The following is a 26,299-nucleotide window of genomic DNA, read 5'->3' as shown; positions in this document are numbered from 1 at the left end:
CGCGCGTGCAACGCGGATGTTACGGATTTCCGGGACTCGTCCAGCAGGCTCGCCGAGGTCCCTCCGATCGGCGCCGGTCCGCCGCGGTGCCCCCGCGACACGGCGACCGGGGAGCCTCTTGTCCGGGTGTCCGCGCATGTGTTCTCGTGGTCCCGGCGGAGGATGATCGGAAGGGGTGCAGGGTGGAGTCTGCGGCCGGGGCCGGGCAGCTGCTGGCCATCAGCGACCTGCACATCGGCTATCCCGAGAACCGCGCACTGGTCGAGGACATGCGGCCCACCAGTGACGAGGACTGGCTCGTCGTGGCCGGTGACATCGCCGAGACGGTGGCCGACATCCGCTGGACCCTGGAGCAGCTCGCGGGCCGCTTCCGCAAGGTGCTGTGGGCCCCCGGCAACCACGAGCTGTGGACGCACCCGAAGGATCCGGTCACCCTGCGCGGCGTCGCCCGCTACGAACACCTGGTCGAGCTGTGCCGCGAGCTGGGCGTCGTCACGCCCGAGGACCCCTATCCGGTGTGGCGGGGCCCCGGCGGCCCGGTCGCCGTCGCCCCGCTGTTCCTGCTGTACGACTACTCCTTCCTGCCGCCCGGCTGCGCCACCAAGGCCGAGGGCCTGGCCTACGCGCACGGCACGGGCGTCGTCTGCAACGACGAGTACCTGCTGCATCCCGACCCCTATCCGACCCGTGACGACTGGTGCCGGGCGCGGGTCGCCGAGACCGAGCGCAGGCTCGCCGAACTGCCCGCGGACCTGCCCGTCGTACCGGTCAACCACTATCCGCTGCACCGGCATCCCACCGAGGTGCTCTGGTATCCCGAGTTCGCCATGTGGTGCGGCACCCTGCTGACCGCCGACTGGCACCGCCGGTTCCGCGTCGCGACCATGGTCTACGGCCATCTGCACATCCCGCGCACCACCTGGCACGACGGAGTCCGCTTCGAGGAGGTCTCCGTAGGCTATCCCCGCGAATGGCGCAAGCGCCCGGAACCGCCGGGAAGGCCGCGCCGCATCCTGCCGACGGAGGTCGAGACCGGTGATCGAGGAGCTGTTCCCGGAGTCGGTCGTGGCCGTGGAGGCACACGGTGACGACCCGTTGTGGGACGCCCCGCTCCACCCAGGGGAGGAAGCGCTCGTCGCGCGTTCCGTGGCCAAACGCCGCCGCGAGTTCACCGCCGCACGCGGCTGCGCCCGGCGCGCCATGGAGAAGCTCGGCGTGCCCGCGCAGCCCATCCTCCGCGGTGAGCGGGGCGCACCGCGCTGGCCGGACGGCCTGATCGGCAGCATGACCCACTGCGACGGCTACTGCGCCGCCGCCCTGGCCCGCGCCGCCGACCTGGCCTCCCTGGGCGTCGACGCCGAACCGCACGGACCGCTCCCGGACGGTGTCGGTGCGTCCGTCCTGCTGCCCGCCGAGGCCGAGCGGCTCGACCGGCTCGCCGGGCAGCGGCCGGCCGTGCACTGGGACACGATCCTGTTCAGCGCCAAGGAGTCCGTCTACAAGGCGTGGTTCCCCCTGGTGGGCAGCTGGCTGGACTTCACCGAGGCCGACCTCACCCTCGACCCGGGCCCCGGCGAGGAGCCGCACGGCACGCTGCGTGCCGAACTCCTCGTCCCGGGGCCCCGGGTCGGCGGCCGTCGGCTCCAGGTCCTCGACGGCCGGTGGGCCGTACGCGACGGGCTGGTCGCCACCGCTGTGATCGTCCCGCATCCCTGAACCCCCGGCAGCGACGCGGCGCGGCGCGCCCGGCCGGGTCAGGCCGGCGGACACCAGTCGCGCAGCAGCCGGAAGAACTGTTCCTCGTTGCCCGTGAGGCCGGCGCGCGCCAGGGCCTGGTCCGCCTCGGCCAGCACGGCGGGTGGCACCAGGCCGGGCCGGCCGCCGTCCGGTGGCCCGTCGAAGGCGGCGCGCACGGTATGCAGCAGCCGCAGATAGGCCTGTACGGCGGTGCGCTCACGGTCGGTCAGTACGGCGGTGGGCATCGGTCGGCTCTCCCCGAGTAGGCGTCACGGTCGTGCGCCCTGCGGCGCACCTCTCCAGCTTGCCGCCCACCACTGACAACGCCGTTCGGCCGCGTCCCGGTTCGCCCGCTCAGCCGAGGCCGAATCCTTTCGGTGAGGCCTGAGGGGTGACGGCCCGGTACGGCCGCCGACCGGCGCACGACAGCCGGCCGACCGGACCACAGCACGGCACCGGGGCCCTGCGCCGTTACGGCCTCGGTTCAGCCCTGCGGCCGGATCAGCCCTGCGGCCGGATCAGCCCTGCGGCCCCGGGTACCCCAGGGACGCCTCGATGCGCCCGGCCACGTCGTCGCGGTGCACCGGGCCGCGCAGGGCCGAACCGGCCAGCCAGGTACGGCACTTGGTGGCCAGCAGCAGACCGAAGGTCTCGGCGTCCCGCTCCTCGGTGAGGTCGAAGCGGGTCCGGGCCGCGACCCGCTGCACCGTGGCCCGGAGCGCCTCTTCGTCGGTGTCGTCGTGCAGCAGCCGGGTGGCGACCCCGACCCCGCCGACGTGGTGTCCGCGGTGGTCGGCCTGCATGTGCCACAGCTCGTGGCCGAGGATCACCAACTGGTGGTCGGGCGCGGTGCGTTCCTCCACCACGACGAGGTCGCGGTCGGTCAGGTCCAGCCACAGGCCGCTCGCCGTGCCCGGCGGGAAGGCGGCCGCACGGAAATGCACCGGCCGGCCCCGTCTGCGGCTCATCGCCTCGCACAGCGCGCGGTACAGCTCTGGCGGCGGCGCCGGTGCAGGCAGCGCCAGCCCGCCCACCAGCTCGTTGCACAGCCGGCGCATGTCCCTGCCGATGCCCACAGTCCTCCCCCGGCTCACGACTCGGGCCGTTTGACGCTCTCCAGGAGCATGTCGAGCCACTCCGCGACCTTGTCCCGGTGCTGGTCGGTGGGCAACTGCGCGGCCCGCCAGGCTATTCCGCGCACCCCGTGGTCCTGCAGCAACCGCTCCAGCGGATCCTCCTCGGCCCCGGCGGCGGCCCGCTCCCGGTCGGCGAGCTTGGTCAGCAGCTCCTGCTCGGTGCGCTGCAGCGCACCGGCCAGCGCCTCCGGGTCCTCCGCGGTGAGGAAGCCGGCGTGCACCCGGAAGAAGCGCTGCAGCGCGTCGCAGTGCTCCATGGTCGGCCGCCGGTCGCCGTTGATGAGGGCGCCGGCCTGCTGCCGGGACATGCCCGCGCCGTCGGCGATCTCCTGCTGGGTGTACTTGCGGCCGTTGGGTTTCAGCCGAGTGCGCCGCAGCAGGTCCAGGCGCTGCAGAAAGCGTGCCTGGACGTCCGGTTCGCCGGCCGGCCGTCCCGCGAGCAACGCCCTGACCACCGGCTCCGGGACCCCGCAGGCCACGGAGAGCCGCCCGACGTCGAAGACCTCGGCGTGCGGCACGCCGAGCCGGTCGGCGAGCGCGGTGACGCGGGCGACGACGGCCGGCAGCTGGGCGGTCGCCGTGGCGCCCCGATCCTCGTAGCCATCCGTCACCGACAGAACTCCTACGTCTCTCAAGGGCTTCAGATGCGGCGTGCTTCTCACGAGCGATCGCCGTGAACTTCCCGGAGAGTAGCGGGTGCCTCGAACTCACATCCAGGTGTAGCCACAACTGTGGCGAATTTCAGCCGTCAACGGCCGCAAAATGCCACGATAGTTGACACGGTCTTGTCGCGGGCCGCAGGATCGCAGGGCCGCGTGAAGGCCGCAGAGGCAAGAGGGGTGACCTCCCGATGGCACATCAGGCAGGAGGGCAGCGGCCGGCACCGCGGCCCGTCCCCGACACCTGCGCGAACCAGGCGTATCTGCAGGACTACGCAGCACTGCTGGAGTCCCTCGCCTGCCCGTCCCTGGTCGTCGACCACCGCTGGGACGTGGTCATGGCCAACGGCGCGTTCGAGACACTCTTCCGCGGGGCGCGCCGGCACGCGACGGCCATGCCCGGGGACAACTTCCTGCGGTTCGTCCTGTTCCACCCGGACGCGGCCGACGTCCTCGGCGAGCACGAACAGGGCTGGTGCCTGCCGATGCTGGCCCACCTCAGGACCGCCCTGGAGACGTACGGCCACGACCACGAACTCCAGGCGATCCGCCGGGACATCGCCCAGGACCCGCTCATGGAGGCCGCCTACCGGCAGGGCCTGCCGCACTGGATCCATGCCGTCGGCGAGAGCGCGACCCGGCTGGACGGCGCCGTCCGGCTGCTGCTCCACCCCGACCCGCGGCGCGGCCCCACCGAGTGCCGCATCGTCGAGGAGACACCGCAGGCCCTGCTCGACCTCGGCTACCGGCGCCTCTCCCTGGTCCTGCGCGAGAACCGCCGGCCCACCGCGCCGGTACGCCGTCCGCGCCGCTCGCGGAGCACGGCGACCCACCTCACGATCGTCCCTTCCCCCGAGAGCTGACCCGGCACCGCCGGCGTTCAGGTCGCCGGCGGCGCCGGGTCGAGCGCTCCGAAGGGACACGGGAGCCCCCCGTCTTACGCAAGCGCCTTGCAATAGTTGCGCTACTCTTGCGTCCATGACTCGACGACTTGCGGAAGTGGCGAAGAAGGTCGGCGTCAGCGAAGCGACCGTCAGCCGGGTGCTCAACGGCAAACCCGGCGTCTCCGAAGCCACCCGGCAGGCGGTGCTGACGGCCCTCGACGTCCTCGGTTACGAGCGCCCCACCCAGCTGCGCGGCGAACGCGCCCGGCTCGTCGGCCTGGTCCTGCCGGAGCTGCAGAACCCCATCTTCCCGGCGTTCGCCGAGGTCATCGGCGGTGCGCTCGCCCAGCTCGGACTCACCCCCGTGCTGTGCACGCAGACCAAGGGCGGCGTCTCGGAGGCGGACTACGTCGAACTGCTGCTGCAGCAGCAGGTCTCCGGCGTCGTCTTCGCCGGCGGTCTGTACGCCCAGGCGGACGCCCCGCACGACCACTACCGGCTGCTGGCCGACCGCAACATCCCCGTCGTGCTGGTCAACGCGGCCATCGAACACCTCGGCTTCCCCGGCGTGTCCTGTGACGACGCCGTCGCCGTGGAGCAGTCGTGGCGGCACCTGGCCTCGCTCGGCCACGAGCGCATCGGGCTGGTCCTCGGCCCCGGCGACCACGTGCCCTCGGCGCGCAAGCTGGCCGCCGCGCGGGCGATCGCAGGCGACCTGCCGGAGGAGTTCGTCGCGCGGGCGATCTTTTCCATCGAGGGCGGTCACGCCGCCGCGTCCCGGCTGATCGACCGGGGTGTCACCGGCATCATCTGCGCCAGCGACCCGCTCGCACTGGGCGCGGTCAGGGCCGCGCGCCGCAAGGGGTACGGCGTGCCGGGGCGGATCTCGGTCGTCGGCTACGACGACTCGGCCTTCATGAACTGCACCGAGCCCCCGCTCACCACCGTCCGCCAGCCCATCGAGGCCATGGGCCGCGCCGCCGTGGAGCTGCTGAACGCCCAGATCGGCGGCACCGCCGTACCCGCCGAGGAGCTGCTGTTCGAGCCGGAGCTGGTGGTGCGCGGCTCCACCGCGCAAGCCCCACGTGGGTGACTGACCGACGGTGATCGTGAGCATCCAGCCATCTGTCAAATAATTACAGAGCCTGCGCGACATCTTGCGAAGAGATGTCGGCGGTGCTTGAGTGTGCGGCGCCCACCGCTCCTGCCATGAGTGCCATCTGGGGGTCCACCGATGACAAGCACCGGGTTCCGTCGTACCTTCGTCGCGATCGGCGTCTGCTCCTCGCTCGCCCTTGCCGCCACCGGCTGCGGCTCGGGCGGCGACGGCTCGGCGAGCGGCAAGACCCGCATCACCGTCAACTGCGAGCCGCCCAGGAGCGCCAAGGTCGACCGGAGCTTCTTCGAGGAGGACGTCGCCTCCTTCGAGAAGCGGAACCCGGACATCGACGTCGTGCCGCACGACGCCTTCCCCTGCCAGGACCCGAAGACGTTCGACGCCAAGCTCGCCGGCGGTCAGATGGAGGACGTCTTCTACACGTACTTCACCGACGCCAAGCACGTCGTGGACATCGGCCAGGCAGCCGATCTCACGCCGTACCTCAAGGAGTTGAAGTCCTACGGCACCATCCAGAAGCAGCTGCGGGACATCTACACCGTCGGCGGAAAGGTCTACGGCATCCCGCGCACCGGATACAGCATGGGGTTGATCTACAACCGCACGCTCTTCCGGAAGGCCGGCCTCGACCCCGACAAGCCCCCGACGACCTGGGACGAGGTTCGCGCCGACGCCAAGAGGATCGCCGCGCTCGGAGGCGGCACCGTCGGCTACGCCGACTACAGCGCCCAGAACCAGGGCGGCTGGCACTTCACCGCCGAGCTGTACTCACAGGGCGGGGACGTCGTCGGCCCCGACGGCAGGAAGGCCACCATCGACACGCCCGAGGGCCACGCCGTCCTGCAGAACCTGCACGACATGCGGTGGACCGACGACTCCATGGGCAGCAAGCAGCTCCTCGTCATCAACGACGTGCAGCAGATGATGGGCTCGGGCAGGCTCGGCATGTATCTCGCCGCCCCCGACAACATCCCGATCCTGGTCAAGGAGAAGGGCGCGAACTACGACGACATCGCCATCGGCCCGATGCCGGGCGGCAAGGGCACGCTCATCGGCGGCGACGGCTACATGTTCAACAAGCACGACACGCCCGCCCAGATCCGGGCCGGCCTGAAGTGGCTGGACCACATGTTCCTCACGCCGGGCACGGGTTTCCTCGGCGACTACGCCCGCGCGAAGAAGAACGACGCTCCCGTCGGCCTGCCCGAGCCGCGCCTGTTCACCGGCGCCGCCGACGCCAAGGACCAGCAGGCCAAGAAGGCCAACGCCAACGTCCCGGTGGCGAACTACCAGGCCTTCCTCGACGGCAACCAGCAGCTGCAGATGAAGATCGAACCGCCGGACGCGCAGCAGATCTACTCCGTCCTCGACTCCGCCGTCTCCGCCGTCCTCACCCAGAAGAACGCCGACATCGACCAGCTCCTCAAGGACGCATCCGGAAAGATCGACGGCATTCTGGCCCGGAGCTGACCGCCATGACGAAGACGGCCGAACGGCAGCCCGTGACGAAGGCCGCCGTCCACCCGGTACCGGCGCCGCCCCCGGTAGGGGGCCGGGGGCGGCGCCGCCTCGCCGACCAGGCCCGCGCCTACGCCTTCCTCCTCGGCGGCCTCGTCTGCTTCGCCCTGTTCTCCTGGTACCCGGCGATCCGCGCGGTCGTCATCGCCTTCCAGAAGTACACGCCCGGTTCGAAGCCGGAGTGGGTCGGCACCGCCAACTTCACCCGGGTCCTGCACGACCCCGAGTTCACCGCGGCCTGGCGCAACACCCTCACCTTCACCCTGCTGGCCCTGCTCATCGGCTTCGCCGTCCCCTTCGTGCTCGCCCTGGTCCTCAACGAACTGCGCCACGCCAAGGCGTTCTTCCGGGTGGTCGTCTACCTGCCGGTGATGATCCCGCCGGTGGTCAGCGCCCTGCTGTGGAAGTGGTTCTACGACCCCGGTGCCGGCCTCGCCAACGAGACCCTGCGCCTGATGCACCTGCCGACGTCGAACTGGTCCAACGGCACCGACACGGCACTCGTCTCCCTGGTGATCGTGGCGACGTGGGCCAACATGGGCGGCACCGTCCTGATCTACCTCGCCGCCCTGCAGTCCATCCCGGGCGAGCTGTACGAGGCCGCGGAACTGGACGGCGCGAACCTGCTCCAGCGCGTCCGGCACGTCACGGTCCCGCAGACCCGCTTCGTGATCCTGATGCTGATGCTCCTTCAGATCATCGCCACCATGCAGGTGTTCACCGAGCCGTTCGTCATCACCGGCGGCGGCCCGGAGAACGCGACGGTGACCGTTCTCTACCTGATCTACAAGTACGCCTTCCTCTACGACGACTTCGGCGGCGCCTGTGCCCTCAGCGTCATGCTCCTGGTGCTGCTCGGTGCCTTCTCCGCCGTCTACCTGCGGCTCACTCGCACCGAGGGGGACAGCGCATGAGCACCCGCACCCTGATCTCCCCGGCCACCCTCGCCCGCCCGCGCGGCAAGGCGATCTACTGGACCGTCTTCACGGCCGTAGTCGTCCTCTTCGCGCTCGCCTTCCTCTTCCCGGTCTACTGGATGGTGACGGCCGCGATGAAGTCCCCGGACGAGGTGGCGCAGACCCCGCCGACCTTGATCCCGGAACACTGGCACCTCGGCGGCTACACCGACGCCTGGGACCTGATGCAGCTGCCGCAGCACCTGTGGAACACGGTGGTGCAGGCGGCCGGTGCCTGGGCGTTCCAGCTGGTGTTCTGCACGGCCGCCGCCTACGCACTGTCCAGGCTGAAGCCGGCCTTCGGCGAGGTGATCCTCGGTGGCATCCTCGCCACCCTCATGGTGCCGGCGCAGGCCCTGGTCGTACCGAAGTACCTGACGGTCGCCGACCTGCCGCTGATCCACACCAGCCTGCTCAACGACCCCCTCGCCATCTGGCTGCCGGCCGTCGCCAACGCCTTCAACCTCTATCTGCTCAAACGGTTCTTCGACCAGTTGCCGCGTGACGTCCTTCAGGCCGCGGAGATCGACGGCGCCGGAAAGCTGCGCATCCTGTGGTCGGTGGTGCTGCCCATGTCCAGGCCGGTGCTCGGCGTGGTGTCGATCTTCGCACTGGTCGCCGTCTGGCAGGACTTCCTGTGGCCGCTGATGGTCTTCTCCGACACCGGCGAACAGCCGATCAGTGTGGCCCTGGTCCAGTTGTCGCAGAGCATCCAGCTCACCGTGCTCATCGCCGCGATGGTGATCGCCAGCATCCCGATGGTGGCGCTGTTCCTCGTCTTCCAGCGGCACATCATCGCCGGGCTCGGCGCGGGCAGCACCAAGGGCTGACACCGCCGCACCGACTCACCGAAGGCGCCGCACCGCCTCACAGAAAGGTCAAGCTCCGTGGGACAGCCCACCCATGCCCCGAAGGACCGCGACTGGTGGCGCTCGGCCGTCATCTACCAGGTCTACGTCCGCAGCTTCGCGGACGGCGACGGCGACGGCACCGGCGACCTCGCGGGCGTCCGCGCCCGGCTGCCGTACCTGGCCGGACTCGGCGTGGACGCACTGTGGTTCACCCCCTGGTACCTGTCGCCGATGAAGGACGGCGGCTACGACGTCGCCGACTACCGGACCGTCGACCCGGCCTTCGGCACCCTGGCCGAGGCGGAGAAACTCATCGCCGAGGCGGCCGAGCTGGGCATCCGGACCATCGTCGACATCGTGCCCAACCATGTCTCCGACCGGCATCCGTGGTTCCGCGCGGCGCTCGCCGCCGGGCCCGGCAGCCCGGAGCGCGAGCTGTTCCACTTCCGGCCGGGGCGCGGCCCGCACGGCGAACTCCCGCCGAACGACTGGCCGTCCCAGTTCGTCGGCTCCACCGAACCGGTGTGGACGCGCCTGCCCGACGGCGACTGGTATCTGCACCTGTTCACGCCCGAGCAGCCGGACCTCAACTGGTCCCACCCGGCGGTGCGGCAGGAGCACGAGGACGTCCTGCGGTTCTGGTTCGAGCGGGGTGTCGCCGGCGTCCGCATCGACTCCGCCGCCCTGCTCGCCAAGGACCCGGCCCTGCCCGACCTCGCGTCCCACCCCGGCCCGCACCCGTTCGTCGACCGGGACGAACTCCATGACATCTACCGCTCGTGGCGGCGCGTGGCGGACGCGTACGACGGCGTCTTCGTCGGTGAGGTCTGGCTCCCCGACGCCGAGCGCTTCGCCCGCTATCTGCGCCCCGACGAACTCCACACCGCCTTCAACTTCTCCTTCCTCTCCTGCCCCTGGGACCCCGCCCGGCTGCGAACGGCCATCGACACCACCCTCGCCGAACTCGCCCCCGTCGGCGCCCCGGCCACCTGGGTGCTGTGCAACCACGACGTCACCCGCACGGTCACCCGCTACGGCCGCGCGGACACCGGGTTCGACTTCGCCGCCAAGGCCTTCGGCACCCCGACGGACCTCGCGCTCGGCACCCGCAGGGCGCGGGCGGCCGCCCTGCTGTCGCTGGCGTTGCCCGGGTCGGTGTACCTGTACCAGGGGGAGGAGCTGGGGCTGCCGGAGGCCGAGATCCCGGTCGACCGCATACAGGATCCGATGTACTTCCGATCGAATGGTGTCGACCCCGGGCGGGACGGCTGCCGGGTGCCGTTGCCGTGGGTCGCCGGTATGCCGTATGCGGGATTCGGTTCGCAGCAGGAGCCGTGGCTACCGCAGCCGGTCGACTGGCCATCGTATGCGGTCGACCGTCAACAGCAGAACGCCGACTCCATGCTCTCCCTCTACCGCGCGGCCATCGCCACCCGCCCGGCCTTCGGCGACAGCCCCCTGACCTGGCTGCCCGCCCCCGACGGCGTCCTCGCCTTCACCCGCGCCGAGGGCATGACCTGCATGGTCAACCTCGCGCCCACCCCGGCCGAGCTTCCCGGACACTCCCAGCTCCTGCTCGCCAGTGGCCCGTTGGACGACACGGGCCGACTGCCGCAGGACACGGCGGCCTGGCTGCGGAGCTGAGCCGCCGACGCATCGCGCCATTCCCGCACCCCACCCCGAAGGGACCAGCACATGCAGAGCACCAGGGACAGAGCCGTCAAGACTGTCAGGAGCATGCCAACCATTGCGGCCGCTGTGGCTCTCGCCGCCGGCATGCTCGCCGCCGTCGCACCCGCCGCCCACGCGGCCGCCGGCGCCAGCCTCCCCTTCACCTCGGTCGAGGCGGAGTCGGCGACCACCACCGGCACGAAGATCGGTCCCGACTACACCCAGGGCACCCTCGCCTCGGAGGCATCCGGACGGCAGGCCGTGCGCCTCACCTCCGGACAGCGCGTCGAGTTCACGGCACCCCGGGCAGCCAACGCCGTGAACGTCTCCTACAGCGTCCCCGACGGCCAGTCCGGCACGCTCGACGTGTACGTCAACGGCGTCAAGCTCGCGAGGACCCTGACCGTCACCTCCAAGTACTCCTACGTCGACACCGGCTGGATCCCCGGCGCCAAGCAGCATCACTTCTTCGACGACGCGCGCCTGATGCTCGGTCAGAGCGTCCAGGCGGGCGACAAGGTCGCCTTCGAGTCGGCCGGCACCCAGGTCACCGTCGACGTCGCCGACTTCGAGCAGGTCGCGGCGCCCGCCTCCCAGCCCGCCGGCTCGGTGTCGGTCGTCTCCAAGGGCGCCGATCCCAGCGGCAACGGCGACTCCACCCAGGCCTTCCGGGACGCCATCGCCGCCGCCCAGGGCGGCACGGTGTGGATCCCGCCCGGCGACTACAGGATCACCTCGTCCCTCAACGGCGTGCAGAACGTGACGCTCCAGGGTGCCGGCAGCTGGTACTCGGTGGTGCACACCTCCCGGTTCATCGACCAGTCCAGCTCCTCCGGAAACGTCCACCTCAAGGACTTCGCGGTCATCGGCGAGGTCACCGAGCGCGTCGACTCCAACCCGGACAACTTCGTCAACGGCTCGCTCGGCCCCGGCTCGTCCGTCTCCGGCATGTGGATCCAGCACATGAAGTGCGGCATGTGGCTGATGGGCAACGACGACAACCTGGTGGTGGAGAACAACCGCATCCTCGACACCACCGCCGACGGCATCAACCTCAACGGCACCGCCAAGGGTGTCGTCGTCCGCAACAACTTCCTGCGCAACCAGGGTGACGACTCGCTCGCCATGTGGTCCCTGTACTCGCCGGACACCGACTCCAGCTTCCAGAACAACACGATCTCGCAGCCGAACCTCGCCAACGGCATCGCGATCTACGGCGGTACCGACATCTCCGTGAAGAACAACCTGATCTCCGACACCAACGCCCTCGGCAGCGGTATCGCGATCTCCAACCAGAAGTTCCTGGACCCCTTTTCCCCGCTGGCGGGCACCATCACCGTGGACGGCAACACCCTGGTCCGCACCGGCGCGATGAACCCCAACTGGAACCATCCGATGGGCGCGCTGCGCGTCGACTCCTACGACAGCGCGATCAACGCGACCGTCGACATCACCAACACCACCATCACCGACAGCCCGTACAGCGCCTTCGAGTTCGTCTCCGGCGGCGGGCAGGGGTACCCGGTCCGGAACGTCAACGTGACCGGGGCGACCGTGCGGAACACCGGCACGGTCGTCGTCCAGGCCGAGGCACAGGGCGCGGCCACCTTCAAGAACGTCACCGCCACCCAGGTGGGAGCCGCCGGCGTCTACAACTGCCCCTACCCGGCGAACTCCGGCTCCTTCACGCTGACCGACGGCGGCGGCAACTCCGGCTGGTCCAGCACCTGGTCGGACTGCTCGACCTGGCCGCAGCCCGGCCAGGGCAACCCGGACCCCGACCCGAACCGCAACCTCGCCAAGGGCCGCCCGGCCACCGCGACCGGCTCCCAGGACGTCTACACGCCCGGCAAGGCGGTCGACGGCGACCCGAACTCCTACTGGGAGTCAACCAACAACGCCTTTCCCCAGTCCTGGGCGGTCGACCTCGGCTCGTCCTACGCCGTACGCCGCCTGGTGCTGAAGCTGCCGCCGTCCTCGGCGTGGGGCGCCCGCACCCAGACCATCACCGTGCTCGGCAGCACCGACGGCTCGAACTACTCGACCGTCGTGGGCGCCCAGGGCTACCGCTTCGACCCGGCCACCGGGAACACGGCCACCGTCGCCCTGCCGGGCACCACGAACCTGCGGTACCTCCGCCTCACCGTCAGCGCCAACACCGGCTGGCCGGCCGGGCAGTTCAGCGAGGTGGAGGCGTACCTGACGTCCTGACTCCAGGACCGCGTCACAGATCCAGCACCAGACGGGCGCCCCGGCACCGGGAGACGCAGATCATCATCGTGTCACCCGCCGACCGCTCCTCCTCGGTGAGGACCGCGTCCCGGTGGTCCGGGGCGCCCTCCAGCACATCGGTCTCGCAGGTGCCGCACGTCCCCTCCGTGCAGGAGTACAGCACCTCGACCCCGGCGGCGCGCACCGCGTCCAGCACGGACACCGCCGGCGGGACGGTGACGGTACGGCCGCTGCGGGCGAGTACGACCTCGAACTCCTCGTCCTCGTGACCGCGTTGGTCCTTCGGCTGGAAGCGCTCCACTCTCAGCACTCCGGCCGGGCAGCGCTCCTCGACGGCGTCCAGCAGCGGCCCCGGACCGCAGCAGTACACCAGGGTGCCGTCGGACGGGTCGTCCAGCACCGGGCCCAGGTCGAGCAGCCCGGTCTCGTCCTGCGGGGCGAGGGTCACCCGGCCGCCGTAGCGTGCCAGCTCCCCGGTGAACGCCATCGAGGCACGGGTGCGGCCGCCGTAGAGCAGACTCCAGTCGGCGCCCGCCCGTTCGGCCGCCGCGAGCATCGGCAGGATCGGGGTGATGCCGATGCCGCCCGCGACGAACCGGTAGCGGGGCGCGGGCTCCAGCCGGAAGTGGTTGCGCGGCCCGCGCACCCGTATCTTCCCGCCCTCGCAGATCTGCTCGTGCACATACGCCGAGCCGCCCCGCCCGGCCGGTTCGCGCAGCACCGCGATCCGCCACGCCGTCCGGTCCGCCGGGTCGCCGCACAGCGAGTACTGCCGCTCCAGTCCCGGCCCGAGCAGGAGATCCACATGCGCGCCGGGCTCCCAGGCGGGCAGCTCACGCCCCAGCGGATCGCGCAGCGTCAGCGCCAGCACGCAGTCGGCGGCGAACTCCCGTGCCGCGACAACGAGTTCATGCTCGGTCACCGTACGGCCTCTTCGCTGTCGTGTCCTTCGGGATGCGCCAGCATCCACTCCCACATCACCACCGGGTCCTCGGCGGTGTGCTCCGCACCGCAGTGGCAGGTGCCGTGCAGCACATCCGTGCCCGGCAGCCAGTCGATCCGGTAGACCTCGCCGGTGCCGGGGCTCACCGGACCCCCTCGACCGGCTTGTCGCCCTCCTCGACCAGCCGGGCCAGGATGCGGCGCGCGGCCAGCCCGCCGGTGTCGATGTTGATGCTCAGCTCCTGGTAGCCGGTGCGTTCGGTGCCGAGGGTGCGCTGCAGCAGGTTGAGCGCGTCCACGTCCTGCATGACGACGGTGTGGTTGTTGCCCCGCAGGAACTCGGTGACCTCGGCGTCCTCGGTCGCCCAGTCCCGGGACACCGCCCAGAAGTCGTACACCTTGCCGTCGGTGGACGGCGTGATGGCGTAGGTGATCTCCGTGTGGAAGCCGTGCGGGTCGCTGCCGTCCGGCCCGGGGACGACGCCCACCGGCGCGATCCGGCTGTGCAGCAGATACAGGCAGGGCGCGTGGTACTCGATGTCCTGCCAGCGGGTGATGCGGCCCTCGATGCCGGTGGAACGGGCGTAGAACGGCGGGCACTCGGCGTCGTCCATGTGCCGGCTGACCCGGACCACACCCGCGCCCTCGTCCACCTCGGTGGTGATGGGCGTCTCGGCGACCTCGGGGGTGCCGATGAAACCGCCGTGCAGATACGTCTCGTGGGACAGGTCGAGGAGGTTGTCGACGAGCAGGCCGTAGTCGGCGTCGATCGGCTCCATCCCGCGCACGGTGGTCCAGCCGGGGGAGTCCAGGTGCCGGGCGCGCGGGATCGTCCGCGGGTCGGCGAGCGCCGGGTCGCCGATCCACACCCAGACGAGCGAGTCCTGCTCCACCACCGGGTAGGAGGCGACGCGTGCGGTGCGCGGGATGCGCTTCTGGCCCGGCACGTACACGCAGGCGCCGGTGCGGTCGTAGGTGAAACCGTGGTAACCGCAGACGATCCGGTCGCCGTCCAGGCCGCTGGAGGAGAGCGGGTAGCGGCGGTGGACGCACCGGTCGTGCAGGGCGACCGGGGTGCCGTCCTCCTCGGCGCGGTAGAGGACGAGCGGCTCCCCGAGGATCGTACGGCCGAGCAGCTCGCGCCCGACCTCCTCGCTGTAGGCGGCGACGTACCACTGATTCCGCGCGAAAGCGGTCATATGCGGCATGGCTGCGGCTCCCGTCTGTGGGTGGTGGCCACATCGTCGGGAGGTGCGGCACGGTGCACAATGCCAACTTCCGTCTGGCGGAAGCCTTCGTGGAAACGGTGGTGGCACCGCACGGACCGACGACTTTCACACAGGCGCCACCAGACCCTTCCCTGACGTTTGCTGCTCTTGGAACACTCGCTGCGCGCAGATTCCGTCATTTGAACGGCATCACGTACGTCAGGACGAGAGGACCCTCAGACCCATGGCCGAAGTCAACCGGCGCCGCTTCCTCCAACTCGCGGGCGCCACCACGGCGTTCACCGCGCTGTCCAGCAGCATCCAGCGTGCCGCCGCCCTGCCCGCGCACCACCGCACCGGGACGGTGAAGGACGTCGAGCACATCGTCGTCCTCATGCAGGAGAACCGATCCTTCGACCACTACTTCGGCACGCTCCGCGGCGTCCGCGGCTTCGGCGACCCCCGCTCCGTGACGCAGAACGGCCGCTCGGTCTGGAAGCAGTCCGACGGCACCAAGGACATCCTGCCCTTCCACCCGGACGCCGACGACCTGGGCCTCGCGTTCATCCAGGACCTGCCGCACGGCTGGCAGGACACGCACGCCGCCTTCAACGGGGGCAAGTACGACAAGTGGGTGCCGGCCAAGGGCACCACGACCATGGCGCACCTGACCCGCGAGGACATACCGTTCCACTACGCCCTCGCGGACGCCTTCACCATCTGCGACGCCTACCACTGCTCGTTCATGGGCTCGACCGACCCGAACCGCTACTACATGTGGACCGGCTACGTCGGCAACGACGGCCAGGGCGGCGGCCCGGTCCTCGGCAACGACGAGAAGGGCTACGGCTGGACGACGTACCCCGAGCGCCTGGAGCAGGCCGGGGTCTCCTGGAAGATCTACCAGGACGTCGGCGACGGGCTGGACGCGAACGGCGGCTGGGGCTGGATCGAGGACGCCTACCGCGGCAACTACGGCGACAACGCCCTGCTCTACTTCAACCAGTACCGGAACGCGAAGCCCGGCGACCCGCTGTACGACAAGGCCCGCACCGGCACCGACGCCCGCAAGGGCGAGGGCTTCTTCGACCAGCTGAAGGCCGACGTCAAGGCCGGCAAGCTGCCGCAGGTCTCCTGGATCGTCGCCCCCGAGGCCTTCACCGAGCACCCCAACTGGCCCGCGAACTACGGCGCCTGGTACGTCTCGCAGGTCCTGGACGCGCTCACCTCCAACCCGGACGTGTGGGGCAAGACCGCGCTGTTCATCACCTACGACGAGAACGACGGCTTCTTCGACCACGTCATCCCGCCGTACCCGCCGGCCTCCGGCGCCCAGGGCAAGTCGACCGTGGACCCCGCCCTCGACCTGTACAAGGGCGACGCGAGCCATGTCGCCGGCCCCTACGGGCTCGGCCAGCGCGTGCCGATGCTGGTCGTCTCCCCGTGGAGCAAGGGCGGTTACGTCTGCTCCGAGACCTTCGACCACACCTCGATCGTCCGGTTCATCGAGCGCCGCTTCGGCGTGCACGAGCCGAACATCTCCCCCTGGCGCCGCGCCGTCACCGGCGATCTGACCAGCGCCTTCGACTTCTCCCGCAAGGACACCAAGCCGGTCACGCTGCCGTCCACGGCCGCCTACGAGCCGCCGGACAACAAGCGGCACCCCGACTACGTGCCCAAGCCGCCCGCCCACCCCGCCCTGCCCCGGCAGGAGCGCGGCAGCCGGCCCGCCCGTCCGCTGAAGTACGCCCCGGTGGTGGACGGTTCCGCGGACACGGCGGCCGGCACCATCACGCTCACGTTCGCCTCGGGGGCGCACGCGGGTGCCGCCTTCCTGGTGACCTCCGGCAACCGCAGCGACGGCCCCTGGACCTACACCACCACGGCCGGCAAGTCCCTGACCGACACCTGGAACTCGGCCTACTCCGGTGGTGTGCACGACCTCGCCGTGCACGGCCCCAACGGCTTCCTGCGCGTCTTCAAGGGCAAGGGCGGGGCAGCGGGGCCGGAGGCGACCGCGCGGCACGTCGGCGACGACCTGGAACTCACCTTCACCAACAAGGGTTCCGGCACGGTGAGGCTGAAGGTCGTCAATGGGTACGGCGGCGGTCCGGTCGCCGTGACCGTACGGCCCGGCGCGACCGTCAGGCACACCGTGGACCTCACGGCGAGCAAGCGCTGGTACGACGTGACGGTCACCTCGGAGGCCGACCCGGCCTTCGTGCGCGGCTTCGCCGGCCACGTCGAGAACGGCCGTCCCGGCGTCAGCGACCCGGCGATCGCCGCGGAGTGAACGGGCGATGAACACCGCTCCGTGCGGACTGGTCAGGTACCGGTCATATCAGGGTAGTGTGCCCCGGTGACCACGCAATCGAACACTCCGGCAGGCTGGTACCCGGATCCGCACGGAGCGGCGCAGACGCTCCGCTACTGGGACGGCACGCAGTGGACCCAGCACACCAACCCGGCGCAGCAGCCCGCCGGTCAGGTTCCGCAGCAGCAGGCCGTCCCCCAACAGCAGGCCGCTCCCCAGCACTACGGCGCCCCGCAGGCGCAGACCGCCGACCCCAAGGTGCAGCGCCAGGTGCAGCAGCAGGCCGGGATCCAGGGCGGCGGCGCCGGCGGCGGCACCCTCTTCACCGAGCCCGTCCTGGTCGTGAACCAGAAGGCCAAGCTGATCGAGGTGACCAACGAGTACAAGGTCATGGATCAGAACGGCCGGGACATCGGCTCGGTCACCGAGGTCGGGCAGGGCGTACTGCGGAAGATCTTCCGCTTCATCTCCAACTGGGACCAGTTCCTGACCCACAAGCTGGAGATCCGCGACGCCTACGGCCAGCCGCAGCTGCTGCTGACCCGGCCCGCGAAGATCTTCAAGTCCCGGGTGATCGTGACGCGTCCGGACGGCTCGCCGGTCGGTGAGATCGTCCAGCAGAACATGATCGGGAAGATCAACTTCGCGATGAACGCGGACGGCCGGCAGGTAGGCGCGATCAAGGCGGAGAACTGGCGGGCGTGGAACTTCGCGATCGTCGACCACGCGGACAACGAGGTCGCCCGGATCACCAAGACCTGGGAGGGCCTCGCCAAGACGCTCTTCACGACCGCGGACAACTACGTCCTGCAGATCCACTACCAGCTGCCCGAGCCGCTGCTGAGCCTCGTGGTGGCGACGGCCCTGACGGTCGACACCGCGCTCAAGCAGGACTCGCGAGGCTGGAACTGAGCGGGCCCCGACGGGGGAGAACAGGACACGGAGAGCACGGCGACGCGGCCGGTGCGCCGCAAGTGCGCGCACCGGCCGTCGTCGTACCTGTCGCCCGGGACGCGGACCTGGTCGCGATCGCCCTGCGCGCGGCGCCGGCCGGGGCATCGCCCGAGGAGCGCCCGGGTCTGGAGCGCGCCGCCGCTCTGCCTGCCGGCGGCGGTGCAGTCCGCAGAAGGAAGCACTGACGCACCCGGAGTGATCCGGCCCGGCACCGCCCGCACCCGTGACTCGCTCCGGGTCAGGCCGGCGCAGGCGGGAGTCAGAGCGCCGTGAGGTGTGGGGGCTGTTCCGGCTGCCGTGGCACCAGCGCCGGTTCGGCGGTCGCCGTGCCCGGCTCCAGTGCCAGTACCGCGGCCACGGGGTGGTCGTCGTCCCCGGCCGCCGCCTCCGGTGCGACCCGGGTGAGCAGGACCACGCCCCAGGAGGCCAGACCCGCCCCGGCGAGGGCCAGCAGGATCCCGGCGGGGCCGCCCTGGAGGCCCTGGCCGAGCAGCGTGAGGCCGATCACCGCGGCGGCCACCGGGTTGGCGAGGGTGACCACGGCCAGCGGCGCGCCGAGGCCGCCGCGGTAGGCGGTCTGCGACAGCAGCAGCCCGCCGACGGCGAATGCGGCGACGAGCACCGCGACCACGACGACTTCGGTGCTCAGGGCCGGTCCCGTGCGGTCCGTGGCCGCCACGGTCACGGTCTGGGTCAGCGCCGAGGCGACGCCGGAGGCGAAACCGGACGCCGTGGCGTGCCGCAGGCCCGGCCGGGTGCCGGGCCAGGAGAGCATGCCGATCGTGGCGGCGGTCGTACCGGCGACCGCCAGTGCCTCGGTCAGTGACAGCACCCGCGCGGGCGCCGGACCGGAGGCGGTGACGAGCAGCGCGGCGAGCCCCAGCAGCGTCAGCGCCGTACCCCGCCACTCCACCGCGCTGACCCGGCGCCCGGCCGCCCGCGCGCCGAGCGGTACGGCCGCGACCAGGGTGAGCGCGCCGAGCGGCTGGACGAGGGTGAGCGGGCCGTACTTGAGGGCGACGACGTGCAGCAGGGCGGCGCCCGCGTTCAGGCCGACCGCCGACCACCAGGCGCCGGTGCCGAGCAACCGCAGCAGACCGGTGCCGGCGGTGCGGGAGGCGAGGCGTTCCTGGGCGACGGCGGCCAGCGCGTAGGCGACCGCCGAGACCAGGGAGAGGGCGACGGCGATCGCGGCGGCGGCGCTCACCGGCCCGCTCCCGCCAGGACGGGCTCGCGCGGCGGCGCCAGCCGGCCGGCGCCGCGGCCGGGCGTGCCGGCCGTCCGGTGCGGCGGATGGATCACCGCGAGGGCGACGCCGAGCATGGCCGTCGCGACGATCGCGTCGAGCCAGTAGTGGTTCGCGGTGCCCACGATCACCAGCAGGGTGATCAGCGGGTGCAGCAGCCACAGCAGGCGCCACCGGGACCGGGTGGCCGCGATCAGGCCGATCGCCACCATCAGCGCCCAGCCGAAGTGCAGCGACGGCATCGCCGCGAACTGGTTGGACAGGTGGTCGCTGGACGGCGGGCCGTACACGTCCGGGCCGTAGACCCGGGCGGTGTCCACCAGGCCGGTGCCGGTCAGCATCCGCGGCGGGGCCAGCGGGAAGGTGAACGGCAGCACGAGCGCGGCCGTGGTGAGGACCGCGAGGACCCGGCGGGCCCACAGGTAGTGGGCGGGCCGTCTGAGATACAGCCAGACCAGGAAGGCCAGGGTCGCCGGGAAGTGGACGGTGGCGTAGTAGGCGTTCGCGAGGCGGACGAGGGTGTCGCCGTGCAGCAGTGCGGACTGCACGGCGTTCTCGTGGGGGAGACGCAGCACCCGCTCCAGGTCCCACATGCGGTGGGCGTTGTGCAGGGCGTGCGCGGTGTGCCCGGTGGCCAGCTGCCGGCCGAGCTTGTAGACGAGGAAGAGCCCCGCGACCAGCAGGAGCTCACGTATGAGCGCCGGGCGCGCGGTCGCGTCCGGCAGCTCCGCTGCTGCCTCTGCAGGCTCGGTTCGGGCGTTCATCCCCCGGCCCCCTCGCTGACGGTGGTGCGTGTGGTGGTGCTCAGGAGCTCCGCCTCCCACGGCCGAAGCTCATCGATACGTCATCGTACCGATACGCCAGTGTACCGATACGCTCGAGTACCGGTACACTTGCGTATCGCTTGATGTACGACACACTGGGAGACAGGGTCGGCCGCGCCGCGACAGCGATGCTTGAGCGGGGTGTGCGCTGCCGGGCCACCCGGACACGAGTGAGGGGAAGCACCGCATGACGTCGCAGGCCGCGGACGGACCGGAGACGGTCGTCGCCTCGCGCCGCTCCAAGATCACGCCCGAGCGTGAGCGGGAGTTCTTCGACGCCGTGCTGGACCAGATCCGCGAATGCGGCTACGAGTCCGTCACCATGGAGGGCGTCGCCGCCAGCACCCGGTGCAGCAAGTCCACGCTCTACCGGCAGTGGAAGACCAAGCCGCAGTTCGTCGCGGCCGCGCTGCGCGCCAACCGCCGGGTGCGGTTCTCCGGCATCGACACCGGCTCGCTCGCCGAGGACCTGCGCCAGGCCGCGCGGGCCGCGGGGGACTGGTCGGGCAAGGACACCAAGCTGCTGCAGGCCCTCGGGCCCGCGGTCACCGCCGACCAGGAGCTGGCCCAGGCGCTGCGCGAGGCGCTCGTGTACCCGGAGATCGCCGCGCTGCAGGAGATCCTCGAGCGCGGCGTGGCCCGGGGCGAGGTCCGGGCCGACCACCCGGCGCTGGAGTACGTCCCGGCCATGATGTTCGGCGTGCTGCGGGTCCGGCCGATGCTCTGCGGCCAGTACGCCGACGGCGACTATCTCAGCCGGTTCGTGGAGGCCACCGTGCTGCCCGCGCTGGGGCTGACCTGAGACCCAGGCCGCCGTTCACGGGATGACTGAACGGTGACCTGCCCGCGCCGCACCGTGGGGACGGGGGCGGCGCGCACCCCCCGGCCGGGTGGGGCTCCTCTTGAGCGGAGGGGTGCCCCACCCGGCCGCATCACGTCGGGGCGGCCGCGGACCGGATCATGTCCCGGCGGTCGTGGGTCAGACGTCCTGGCCGTTCCCGCTGCCGGACGACACCTTGATCCCCTTGAGGATCTCGTCGATGACCGCCGTGTCCTTCCCGACGTCGATGCCGAAGCGCACCACCACGATCTGCTTGGTGTCGTCGGGCGAGGGGAAGGCGACCGACTCGACGCAGCCGTCGGCGCCCTTGCTGGTGACCGCCTTCCAGCGCACCATGTACCCCTTCTGCCCGGCCACCGTCACCGCGCCGGAGCCCAGCACCCGGTGCGAGGTGATGCCGCCGTCGCCGTACGACTCCTTGGCGTTGGCCGCGATGTCCGCCTCGGCGACGCTCTCGGCCGTGTCGCCCTTGGTGCCCAGGGCCCGGGCCGGCGCCGAGTAGGCGCCGCCCGGGACGCAGGTCTGTGTCGAGTCGCCCGGGCACTTGTACGAGCCGTCGGCGGTCACCTCCGCGCCGAGGCTGATCGTCCGCCCGGTCCAGCCCTTCGGCACCGGCAGGCTGATGCCGTTGACCGGGTCCGGCACCGTGCCCCCGCCCTTGACCTCGGGTGCCTCGGACTGGTTCGGCGACGGCGAGGCCCCGCCGGACCCGCCTGGACCGCCGAAACCGCCCGAACCCCCGGAATCGCCCGAGCCCCCGGAATCGCCCGAGCCCCCCGACCCGCCCTGACCGCCGAAACCGCCGCCCGGCCCGCCGTTCTGCCCGCCCGCGGCTCCCTGTCGCGACCCGGCCCGGTCGGCGCTGCCGCCACCGGGATCCTTGGTCAGGGCCCACACGCCGACCGCGATGCTCGCCAGGACCGCGCTCGCCACCACGACTGCCACACCCGTGCGCACCCGGCGCCGGGACGCGGCCGGCGGCGGGGCGGGGTAGCCCGGATACGCCGGATACCCGGGCTGCGCGCCATGGGCCGGGGGAGCCGCCGGTGCCGCGGGCTGCGCCGGCTGCGGGCCGCCGGCCGGCGGCGGCTGTGTCGGGGGACCCCACGTGGCGGCCGTCCCGGCGGGGCGGGTCTGGTCCGTCCAGGCCTTGCCGTCCCACCAGCGCTCGGTGGGTGGACCGTCGTTCGTCTGCCCGGGGTCGGGGTACCACCCGGGGGGAGTCACCTGCGTCATGACCCCACCGTATGAGGCGACCGTGAAAGTGTGATGAGAGGATCCGCCGCGAATCGATCGGACCGGACATTTCGGCAGCCGGAATTTTTTTCCTCACGCGCACGTCCGCCGGGACGACCGTGCCACGGCGTGAGGACACCGGGGCGGCGTACACCGGACTCGTGTCACTCGAACCGATCGCCCACCGGCCTCACCGCAGCGCCCGCACCCTCGGCCCGCGGGCGGGGGAGCGGACTTCGAACCGGCTTCCCCCGGACGGTGGTTGACGCCCCGTCCGTTACTGACCGGCTGTTCGGGCCCGGTGCGCGTCGCCCGTCCGCACCCGCTTTCACCCGCCGGGGCAACAGCTGCCCCGACCGGCCACCACACCCCCCACCGGACGGCTACGCTCATGGTCTGTACGTCATTCGGGCGACCTGGGGAGGTAACGGGATGACGGAGGGACGGCCGCCGGCGGCCGCCTCGGCTTCCCTGTGGGAGCGGGACGCGGAGATCGCCACCGTCGCACAGGCACTCGACCTCCTGTGCGCCGACCAGTCGTCCGCGGGCAGTCTGCTGGTGCTCCGCGGCGAGGCGGGACTCGGCAAGACCGCGCTGCTGGCCGAGACACGCCGCATCGCCGAGCGCCGGGGCTGCGCCGTGTGGTCCGCGCGGGGCGCGGAGACCCTGAGGTCCGTCCCGTTCAACGTGGTACGGCAGCTGCTCCAGCCCGCCCTGCTGTCCTTACTGCCCGAGGAGGCCCGCGAGTACCTCGGCGACTGGTACGACATCGCAGGACCCGCCCTCGGCATAGCGGATCCGCAGGAGGCCAGCGTCGACCCGCAGTACGTGTGTGACGGACTCGTCGCCGCGGTGCGCCGGCTCGCCCGCCGCGAGTGGCCGCTGGTGCTGCTGATCGACGACGCGCACTGGGCCGACCAGGAGACCCTGCGCTGGCTCGCCGCGTTCGCCGAGCGCCTGGACGACCTCTCCGTCCTCGTCGTGGTCGCCCGCCGCCCCGGCGAGGTCAGCGGCGACAGCGCCCGCCACCTCGACGCGGTGGCCGCCGCCGCGGGCCGCCCCGTCACCAACCTCAGGGCCCTCACCCCGGAGGCCGCCGCCGGACTCACCCGCGCCACCCTCGGCCGACACGCCGACGACGCGTTCTGCCGCGAGGTCTGGGCCGTCACCGCGGGCAACCCCTACGAGACCGTCGAACTCCTCGCCAAGGTGCAGGACAGCGAGGTGCAGCCGGTCGAGGCCCGGGCCGGCGAACTGCGCGCCCTCAACCGCGCCGCCCGCGGCGGCGGACTGGTCGACCGGCTCAAGGGGCTCGGCCTGGAGGCCACCCAGTTCGCCTGGGCCGCCGCCATCCTCGGCACCGGCATCACCGTCGACATGGTCGCCCGCCTCGCCACCATGGACGAGGCCGTCGCCCGCCACTGCGCCGACCTGCTCTGCACCGCCCGCATCCTCACCGAGCCCGAGCCCGTCGGGACACAGGGCGCCGGCGCCGAACGCGAGCAGGGGGAGCTGGAGTTCGTCCACCCGCTCATCGCCAGCGCCGTCTACCACTCCATCCCCTCCGGGGTGTGCACCGCCATGCACGGCGTCGCCGCCCAGATCATCACCGAGCTCGGACGCGGAGCCGCACAGGCCGCCCGGCACCTGCTGAAGGTGCACCCGGACGGCGACGAGGAACTCGTCGAGCAGCTGCGCGAGGCCGCCCGCGAACACCTCGCCGTCGGTGCCCCGGACGCGGCCCGCACCTGTCTCGAACGCGCCCTGCGGGAGCCGCCGCTCCCCGAGGTCCACGCCCATGTCCTGTACGAACTGGGCTGCGCCACCCTGCTCACCGCGCCCGCCGTCACCATCGAACACCTCCAGCACGCCCTCGGCATGCCCGGACTCGACGGCGAGCGGCGGGTCGACGCGGTGGTCCGGCTCTCCCAGGCGCTGCTCCACAACGACCAGCTGGAGGAGGCCGTCCGCACGGTCGAGGCCGAGGCCGCCCGGCACGAACCCGGCCCCGTGAAGCTGCGGTTGCAGGCCGTGCAGTTCATGTGGGAGGGCATCCACGGCGAGACCGTCTCCCCGGCCCGCTCCCGGCGCCTCGCCGAACTCGCCTCCACCTGCGACGGCCGCGACAACGCCGAACGCGCCCTGCTCATCCTGCGCGGCTTCGACGCCATGACCCACGGCGAGAGCGCCGACGAGGTGCTCGAACTGTGCGACCGCGCCCTCGTCAACGGCCGCCTCGCCCCCGGCCTCGGCTGGACCGACCCCGAGTGGGGCATGGAGCTGCTGATGATGCTCGGCAGCTCCTACGCCTATGCCGACCGGCTCGACCGCGCCGAGAGCCTGTTCGCCGAGGCCCTGCGCGTCTACACCGGCGCCGGCTGGCGGGGCGGCCACCTCTCCCTCGCCAACGCCTTCCTCGGGCTGGCCTACCGCAGGCAGGGGCGGCTGCGCGACGCCGAGTCCACCCTGCGCGAGGCCCTGGTCCTCGCCGAACGCGTCGGCCGCCGCCTGCCGCTGTACTGGTCGGCGACCTGCGGACTGGTCGACACGCTGCTGGCCCGCGGCCGTACCGACGAGGCCTGGTCGATCGCCGAGCAGTACGGCTTCGCGCCGCCCTACCCCTCCACGATCGTGCTGCCGGACATCCGCTGTGTGCGCGGCCGGCTGCTGCTCGCCGTCGGCCGCACCGAGGAGGGCGTCCACGAACTGGAGGCCGCCGAGAAGACCGCCTCCTCGCGCGGCGGCCACAACCCGGTCCTGTCGCCCTGGTCCATCGACCTCGCCAAGGCCCTCGCCGACCAGGACCCGGCCCGCGCCGCCCAGCTCGCCGCAGACGCCCGCCGGCAGGCCGAGCGCTTCGGCACGGACACCGCCATCGGCGAGGCCCTGCGCTGCGCCGCCGCCCTGGAGACCGGCGGGCGCGCGGTCCAGCTCGCCGCCCGGGCCGTCACCTACCTGGAGGCCTCACCCTGCCAGTACGAACACGCGGCGGCCCGCGTCGAGTACGGCATCGCCGCCCGCTCCGTCACGGAACTGAACCGCGGCCTGGACCTCGCCCGGGCGTGCGGCGCGGAGGGCCTGGTGACCCAGGCGAGGGAGGTGCTGGAGACGGGGCGGGGCTGCGGTAGCGCCCTTGGCGGACCTCATACCGTCAGCAGCTGCTCCGTGACCGCCGCCAGGCGCGCCCGCACCCGGGGGTCGTACGTCTCCTCGTGCGCCCGGGCCCGTCGCGTGCCGTCGAAGTAGCCGCCGCTGCCCGACTCCCGGGTGGCCAGGGCCAGTACGCCCGGGGCGCCGTCGGCGACCGAGTTCCACGGGGCGATGCCGCTCTCGCGGACCATCGCCGTGTCCATGAAGGTGGCGGGGTGCAGGACGTTCACCGACACCCCGCTGCCGGCGAGTTCCCCGGCGAGCGCGAAGGTGTGCGCGGCGAGGGCGAACTTGCTGCGGCAGTACGCCGACATCCCGCTGTAGCCGCGGGTGAGTTCCGGGTCGGTGAAGTCGAGGGGTTCCTGGCCGGCCGAGCCGACGTTCACGATCCGGGCCGGCGCGTTGTTCCGCAGGACCGGCAGCAGGGACCGGGTGAGGACGACGGGCGCGAGATAGTTCACGGCGAGCCGCAGCTCGTGCCCGTCGGCGCTCAGCTCCCGCCCCGAACCGGGCGTGCCGCCGCCCACCCCGGCGTTGTTGATCAGCACGTCCAGGCCGGGATGCGCCTCGGCGACCCGTGCGCCCAGCTCGCGCACCTCGGCGAGGCGGGCCAGATCGGCGACGAACCCCTCGGCCCGGCCCTCGGTGCGCAGCTCCGCGACCAGGCGCTCGGTGCGGTCCCGGTCCCGGCCGTGGGCGAGCACGACATGGCCGGAGCGGACCAGTTCGAAGGCCACGTACCGGCCGAGTCCGGAGGTGGCGCCGGTGATCAGAATGGTGGACATGCGGCCAGCCTAGGCACGGCCCGCTGTCGGCAGGGTGG

At 71.8% G+C, this 26,299-nt stretch carries 24 protein-coding genes; 14 read left to right on the top strand and 10 right to left on the bottom strand.

The genetic code is table 11. From position 1 onward, the window contains the following. Positions 1-182: 182 nt before the first annotated feature. The gene (locus FB563_RS37680; protein WP_055708722.1) at positions 183-1,088 is read left to right on the top strand and encodes a metallophosphoesterase family protein; all 906 of its coding nucleotides are present in this window, start codon (positions 183-185) and stop codon (positions 1,086-1,088) included. Further along, the gene (locus FB563_RS37675) at positions 1,036-1,716 is read left to right on the top strand and encodes a 4'-phosphopantetheinyl transferase family protein (RefSeq protein WP_055708723.1); all 681 of its coding nucleotides are present in this window, start codon (positions 1,036-1,038) and stop codon (positions 1,714-1,716) included. Before FB563_RS37680 ends, FB563_RS37675 begins: the two co-directional genes overlap by 53 nt. A gap of 38 nt (positions 1,717-1,754) precedes the next feature. Here the strand turns inward: FB563_RS37675 and FB563_RS37670 are convergent, their stop codons facing one another. The 3 genes from FB563_RS37670 to FB563_RS37660 all read right to left on the bottom strand — a co-directional run bounded on the left by FB563_RS37670 (position 1,755) and on the right by FB563_RS37660 (position 3,484). Then, positions 1,755-1,982, bottom strand: a complete 228-nt coding sequence (locus FB563_RS37670; RefSeq protein ID WP_055708724.1) for a hypothetical protein — start codon at positions 1,980-1,982, stop codon at positions 1,755-1,757. Between the two features lie 273 nt (positions 1,983-2,255). Next, the gene (locus FB563_RS37665) at positions 2,256-2,813 is read right to left on the bottom strand and encodes a hypothetical protein (RefSeq protein ID WP_055708725.1); all 558 of its coding nucleotides are present in this window, start codon (positions 2,811-2,813) and stop codon (positions 2,256-2,258) included. 14 nt (positions 2,814-2,827) lie between these two features. Further along, the gene (locus FB563_RS37660; protein ID WP_055708726.1) at positions 2,828-3,484 is read right to left on the bottom strand and encodes a helix-turn-helix domain-containing protein; all 657 of its coding nucleotides are present in this window, start codon (positions 3,482-3,484) and stop codon (positions 2,828-2,830) included. Positions 3,485-3,723: 239 nt separating this feature from the next. On the opposite strand from FB563_RS37660, the gene FB563_RS37655 reads away from it, so the two are divergent. From FB563_RS37655 to FB563_RS37625, 7 genes are all read left to right on the top strand, one after another. Then, positions 3,724-4,395, top strand: a complete 672-nt coding sequence (locus tag FB563_RS37655) for an MmyB family transcriptional regulator (protein ID WP_055708727.1) — start codon at positions 3,724-3,726, stop codon at positions 4,393-4,395. A gap of 115 nt (positions 4,396-4,510) precedes the next feature. Continuing rightward, positions 4,511-5,509 (top strand): LacI family DNA-binding transcriptional regulator, encoded by a 999-nt coding sequence (locus FB563_RS37650; RefSeq protein ID WP_199832947.1) that lies wholly within the window; start codon positions 4,511-4,513, stop codon positions 5,507-5,509. Positions 5,510-5,650: 141 nt separating this feature from the next. Next, positions 5,651-7,003 (top strand): ABC transporter substrate-binding protein, encoded by a 1,353-nt coding sequence (locus tag FB563_RS37645; protein WP_055708729.1) that lies wholly within the window; start codon positions 5,651-5,653, stop codon positions 7,001-7,003. Positions 7,004-7,008: 5 nt separating this feature from the next. Further along, positions 7,009-7,965, top strand: a complete 957-nt coding sequence (locus tag FB563_RS37640; RefSeq protein WP_055708730.1) for a carbohydrate ABC transporter permease — start codon at positions 7,009-7,011, stop codon at positions 7,963-7,965. Further along, a complete protein-coding gene (locus tag FB563_RS37635) occupies positions 7,962-8,837 on the top strand; it encodes a carbohydrate ABC transporter permease (RefSeq protein ID WP_055708731.1) in 876 nt (291 codons plus the stop codon). The genes FB563_RS37640 and FB563_RS37635 overlap by 4 nt, the downstream gene beginning before the upstream one ends. A gap of 57 nt (positions 8,838-8,894) precedes the next feature. Next, positions 8,895-10,502, top strand: coding sequence for a glycoside hydrolase family 13 protein (locus FB563_RS37630; protein ID WP_055708732.1), 1,608 nt, complete (start codon positions 8,895-8,897; stop codon positions 10,500-10,502). A gap of 93 nt (positions 10,503-10,595) precedes the next feature. Further along, entirely contained in the window at positions 10,596-12,740 is a 2,145-nt protein-coding gene (locus tag FB563_RS37625; protein ID WP_199832948.1) for a discoidin domain-containing protein, read from the top strand. 13 nt (positions 12,741-12,753) lie between these two features. Here the strand turns inward: FB563_RS37625 and FB563_RS37620 are convergent, their stop codons facing one another. From FB563_RS37620 to FB563_RS37610, 3 genes are read right to left on the bottom strand one after another with little or no spacing between them, the layout of a single operon-like run. Beyond that, entirely contained in the window at positions 12,754-13,683 is a 930-nt protein-coding gene (locus FB563_RS37620) for a PDR/VanB family oxidoreductase (protein ID WP_199832949.1), read from the bottom strand. Next, positions 13,680-13,850: a hypothetical protein gene (locus FB563_RS37615; RefSeq protein WP_107100740.1), complete on the bottom strand. Its 171-nt coding sequence runs from the start codon at positions 13,848-13,850 to the stop codon at positions 13,680-13,682. Before FB563_RS37615 ends, FB563_RS37620 begins: the two co-directional genes overlap by 4 nt. Further along, positions 13,847-14,911 carry an aromatic ring-hydroxylating oxygenase subunit alpha gene (locus FB563_RS37610; RefSeq protein ID WP_079048984.1) on the bottom strand — a complete coding sequence of 355 codons (1,065 nt, stop codon included), beginning with the start codon at positions 14,909-14,911 and terminating at the stop codon, positions 13,847-13,849. Before FB563_RS37610 ends, FB563_RS37615 begins: the two co-directional genes overlap by 4 nt. A 244-nt stretch (positions 14,912-15,155) precedes the next feature. Between FB563_RS37610 and FB563_RS37605 the strand changes: the two genes are divergently transcribed. The 3 genes from FB563_RS37605 to FB563_RS43355 all read left to right on the top strand — a co-directional run bounded on the left by FB563_RS37605 (position 15,156) and on the right by FB563_RS43355 (position 18,364). Continuing rightward, the gene (locus FB563_RS37605; protein WP_142219203.1) at positions 15,156-17,204 is read left to right on the top strand and encodes a phosphocholine-specific phospholipase C; all 2,049 of its coding nucleotides are present in this window, start codon (positions 15,156-15,158) and stop codon (positions 17,202-17,204) included. A 66-nt stretch (positions 17,205-17,270) separates the two neighbouring features. After that, a complete protein-coding gene (locus FB563_RS37600; RefSeq protein ID WP_055710576.1) occupies positions 17,271-18,137 on the top strand; it encodes an LURP-one-related family protein in 867 nt (288 codons plus the stop codon). 62 nt (positions 18,138-18,199) lie between these two features. Then, on the top strand, positions 18,200-18,364 hold the full coding sequence (locus FB563_RS43355) for a hypothetical protein (RefSeq protein WP_159045658.1): 165 nt from the start codon (positions 18,200-18,202) through the stop codon (positions 18,362-18,364). 74 nt (positions 18,365-18,438) lie between these two features. Here the strand turns inward: FB563_RS43355 and FB563_RS37595 are convergent, their stop codons facing one another. After that, positions 18,439-19,386 carry a DMT family protein gene (locus FB563_RS37595; protein ID WP_055710575.1) on the bottom strand — a complete coding sequence of 316 codons (948 nt, stop codon included), beginning with the start codon at positions 19,384-19,386 and terminating at the stop codon, positions 18,439-18,441. After that, entirely contained in the window at positions 19,383-20,189 is an 807-nt protein-coding gene (locus FB563_RS37590) for a phosphatase PAP2 family protein (protein WP_055710574.1), read from the bottom strand. Before FB563_RS37590 ends, FB563_RS37595 begins: the two co-directional genes overlap by 4 nt. A 247-nt stretch (positions 20,190-20,436) precedes the next feature. Between FB563_RS37590 and FB563_RS37585 the strand changes: the two genes are divergently transcribed. Next, entirely contained in the window at positions 20,437-21,051 is a 615-nt protein-coding gene (locus tag FB563_RS37585; protein ID WP_055710573.1) for a TetR/AcrR family transcriptional regulator, read from the top strand. 177 nt (positions 21,052-21,228) lie between these two features. Here FB563_RS37585 and FB563_RS37580 read toward each other — a convergent pair whose 3' ends face one another. Further along, entirely contained in the window at positions 21,229-22,326 is a 1,098-nt protein-coding gene (locus FB563_RS37580; protein WP_142219202.1) for a DUF2510 domain-containing protein, read from the bottom strand. Positions 22,327-22,758: 432 nt separating this feature from the next. On the opposite strand from FB563_RS37580, the gene FB563_RS37575 reads away from it, so the two are divergent. Then, positions 22,759-25,572: an ATP-binding protein gene (locus tag FB563_RS37575; protein WP_079049028.1), complete on the top strand. Its 2,814-nt coding sequence runs from the start codon at positions 22,759-22,761 to the stop codon at positions 25,570-25,572. Here FB563_RS37575 and FB563_RS37570 read toward each other — a convergent pair. After that, on the bottom strand, positions 25,470-26,261 hold the full coding sequence (locus FB563_RS37570; RefSeq protein ID WP_055709207.1) for an SDR family NAD(P)-dependent oxidoreductase: 792 nt from the start codon (positions 26,259-26,261) through the stop codon (positions 25,470-25,472). The genes FB563_RS37575 and FB563_RS37570 overlap by 103 nt on opposite strands. Positions 26,262-26,299 lie beyond the last annotated feature (38 nt).

The sequence above is a fragment of the Streptomyces puniciscabiei genome (genome assembly GCF_006715785.1).
Lineage (GTDB): Bacteria > Actinomycetota > Actinomycetes > Streptomycetales > Streptomycetaceae > Streptomyces > Streptomyces puniciscabiei.
This window is presented reverse-complemented; position numbering and strand designations above follow the sequence as displayed.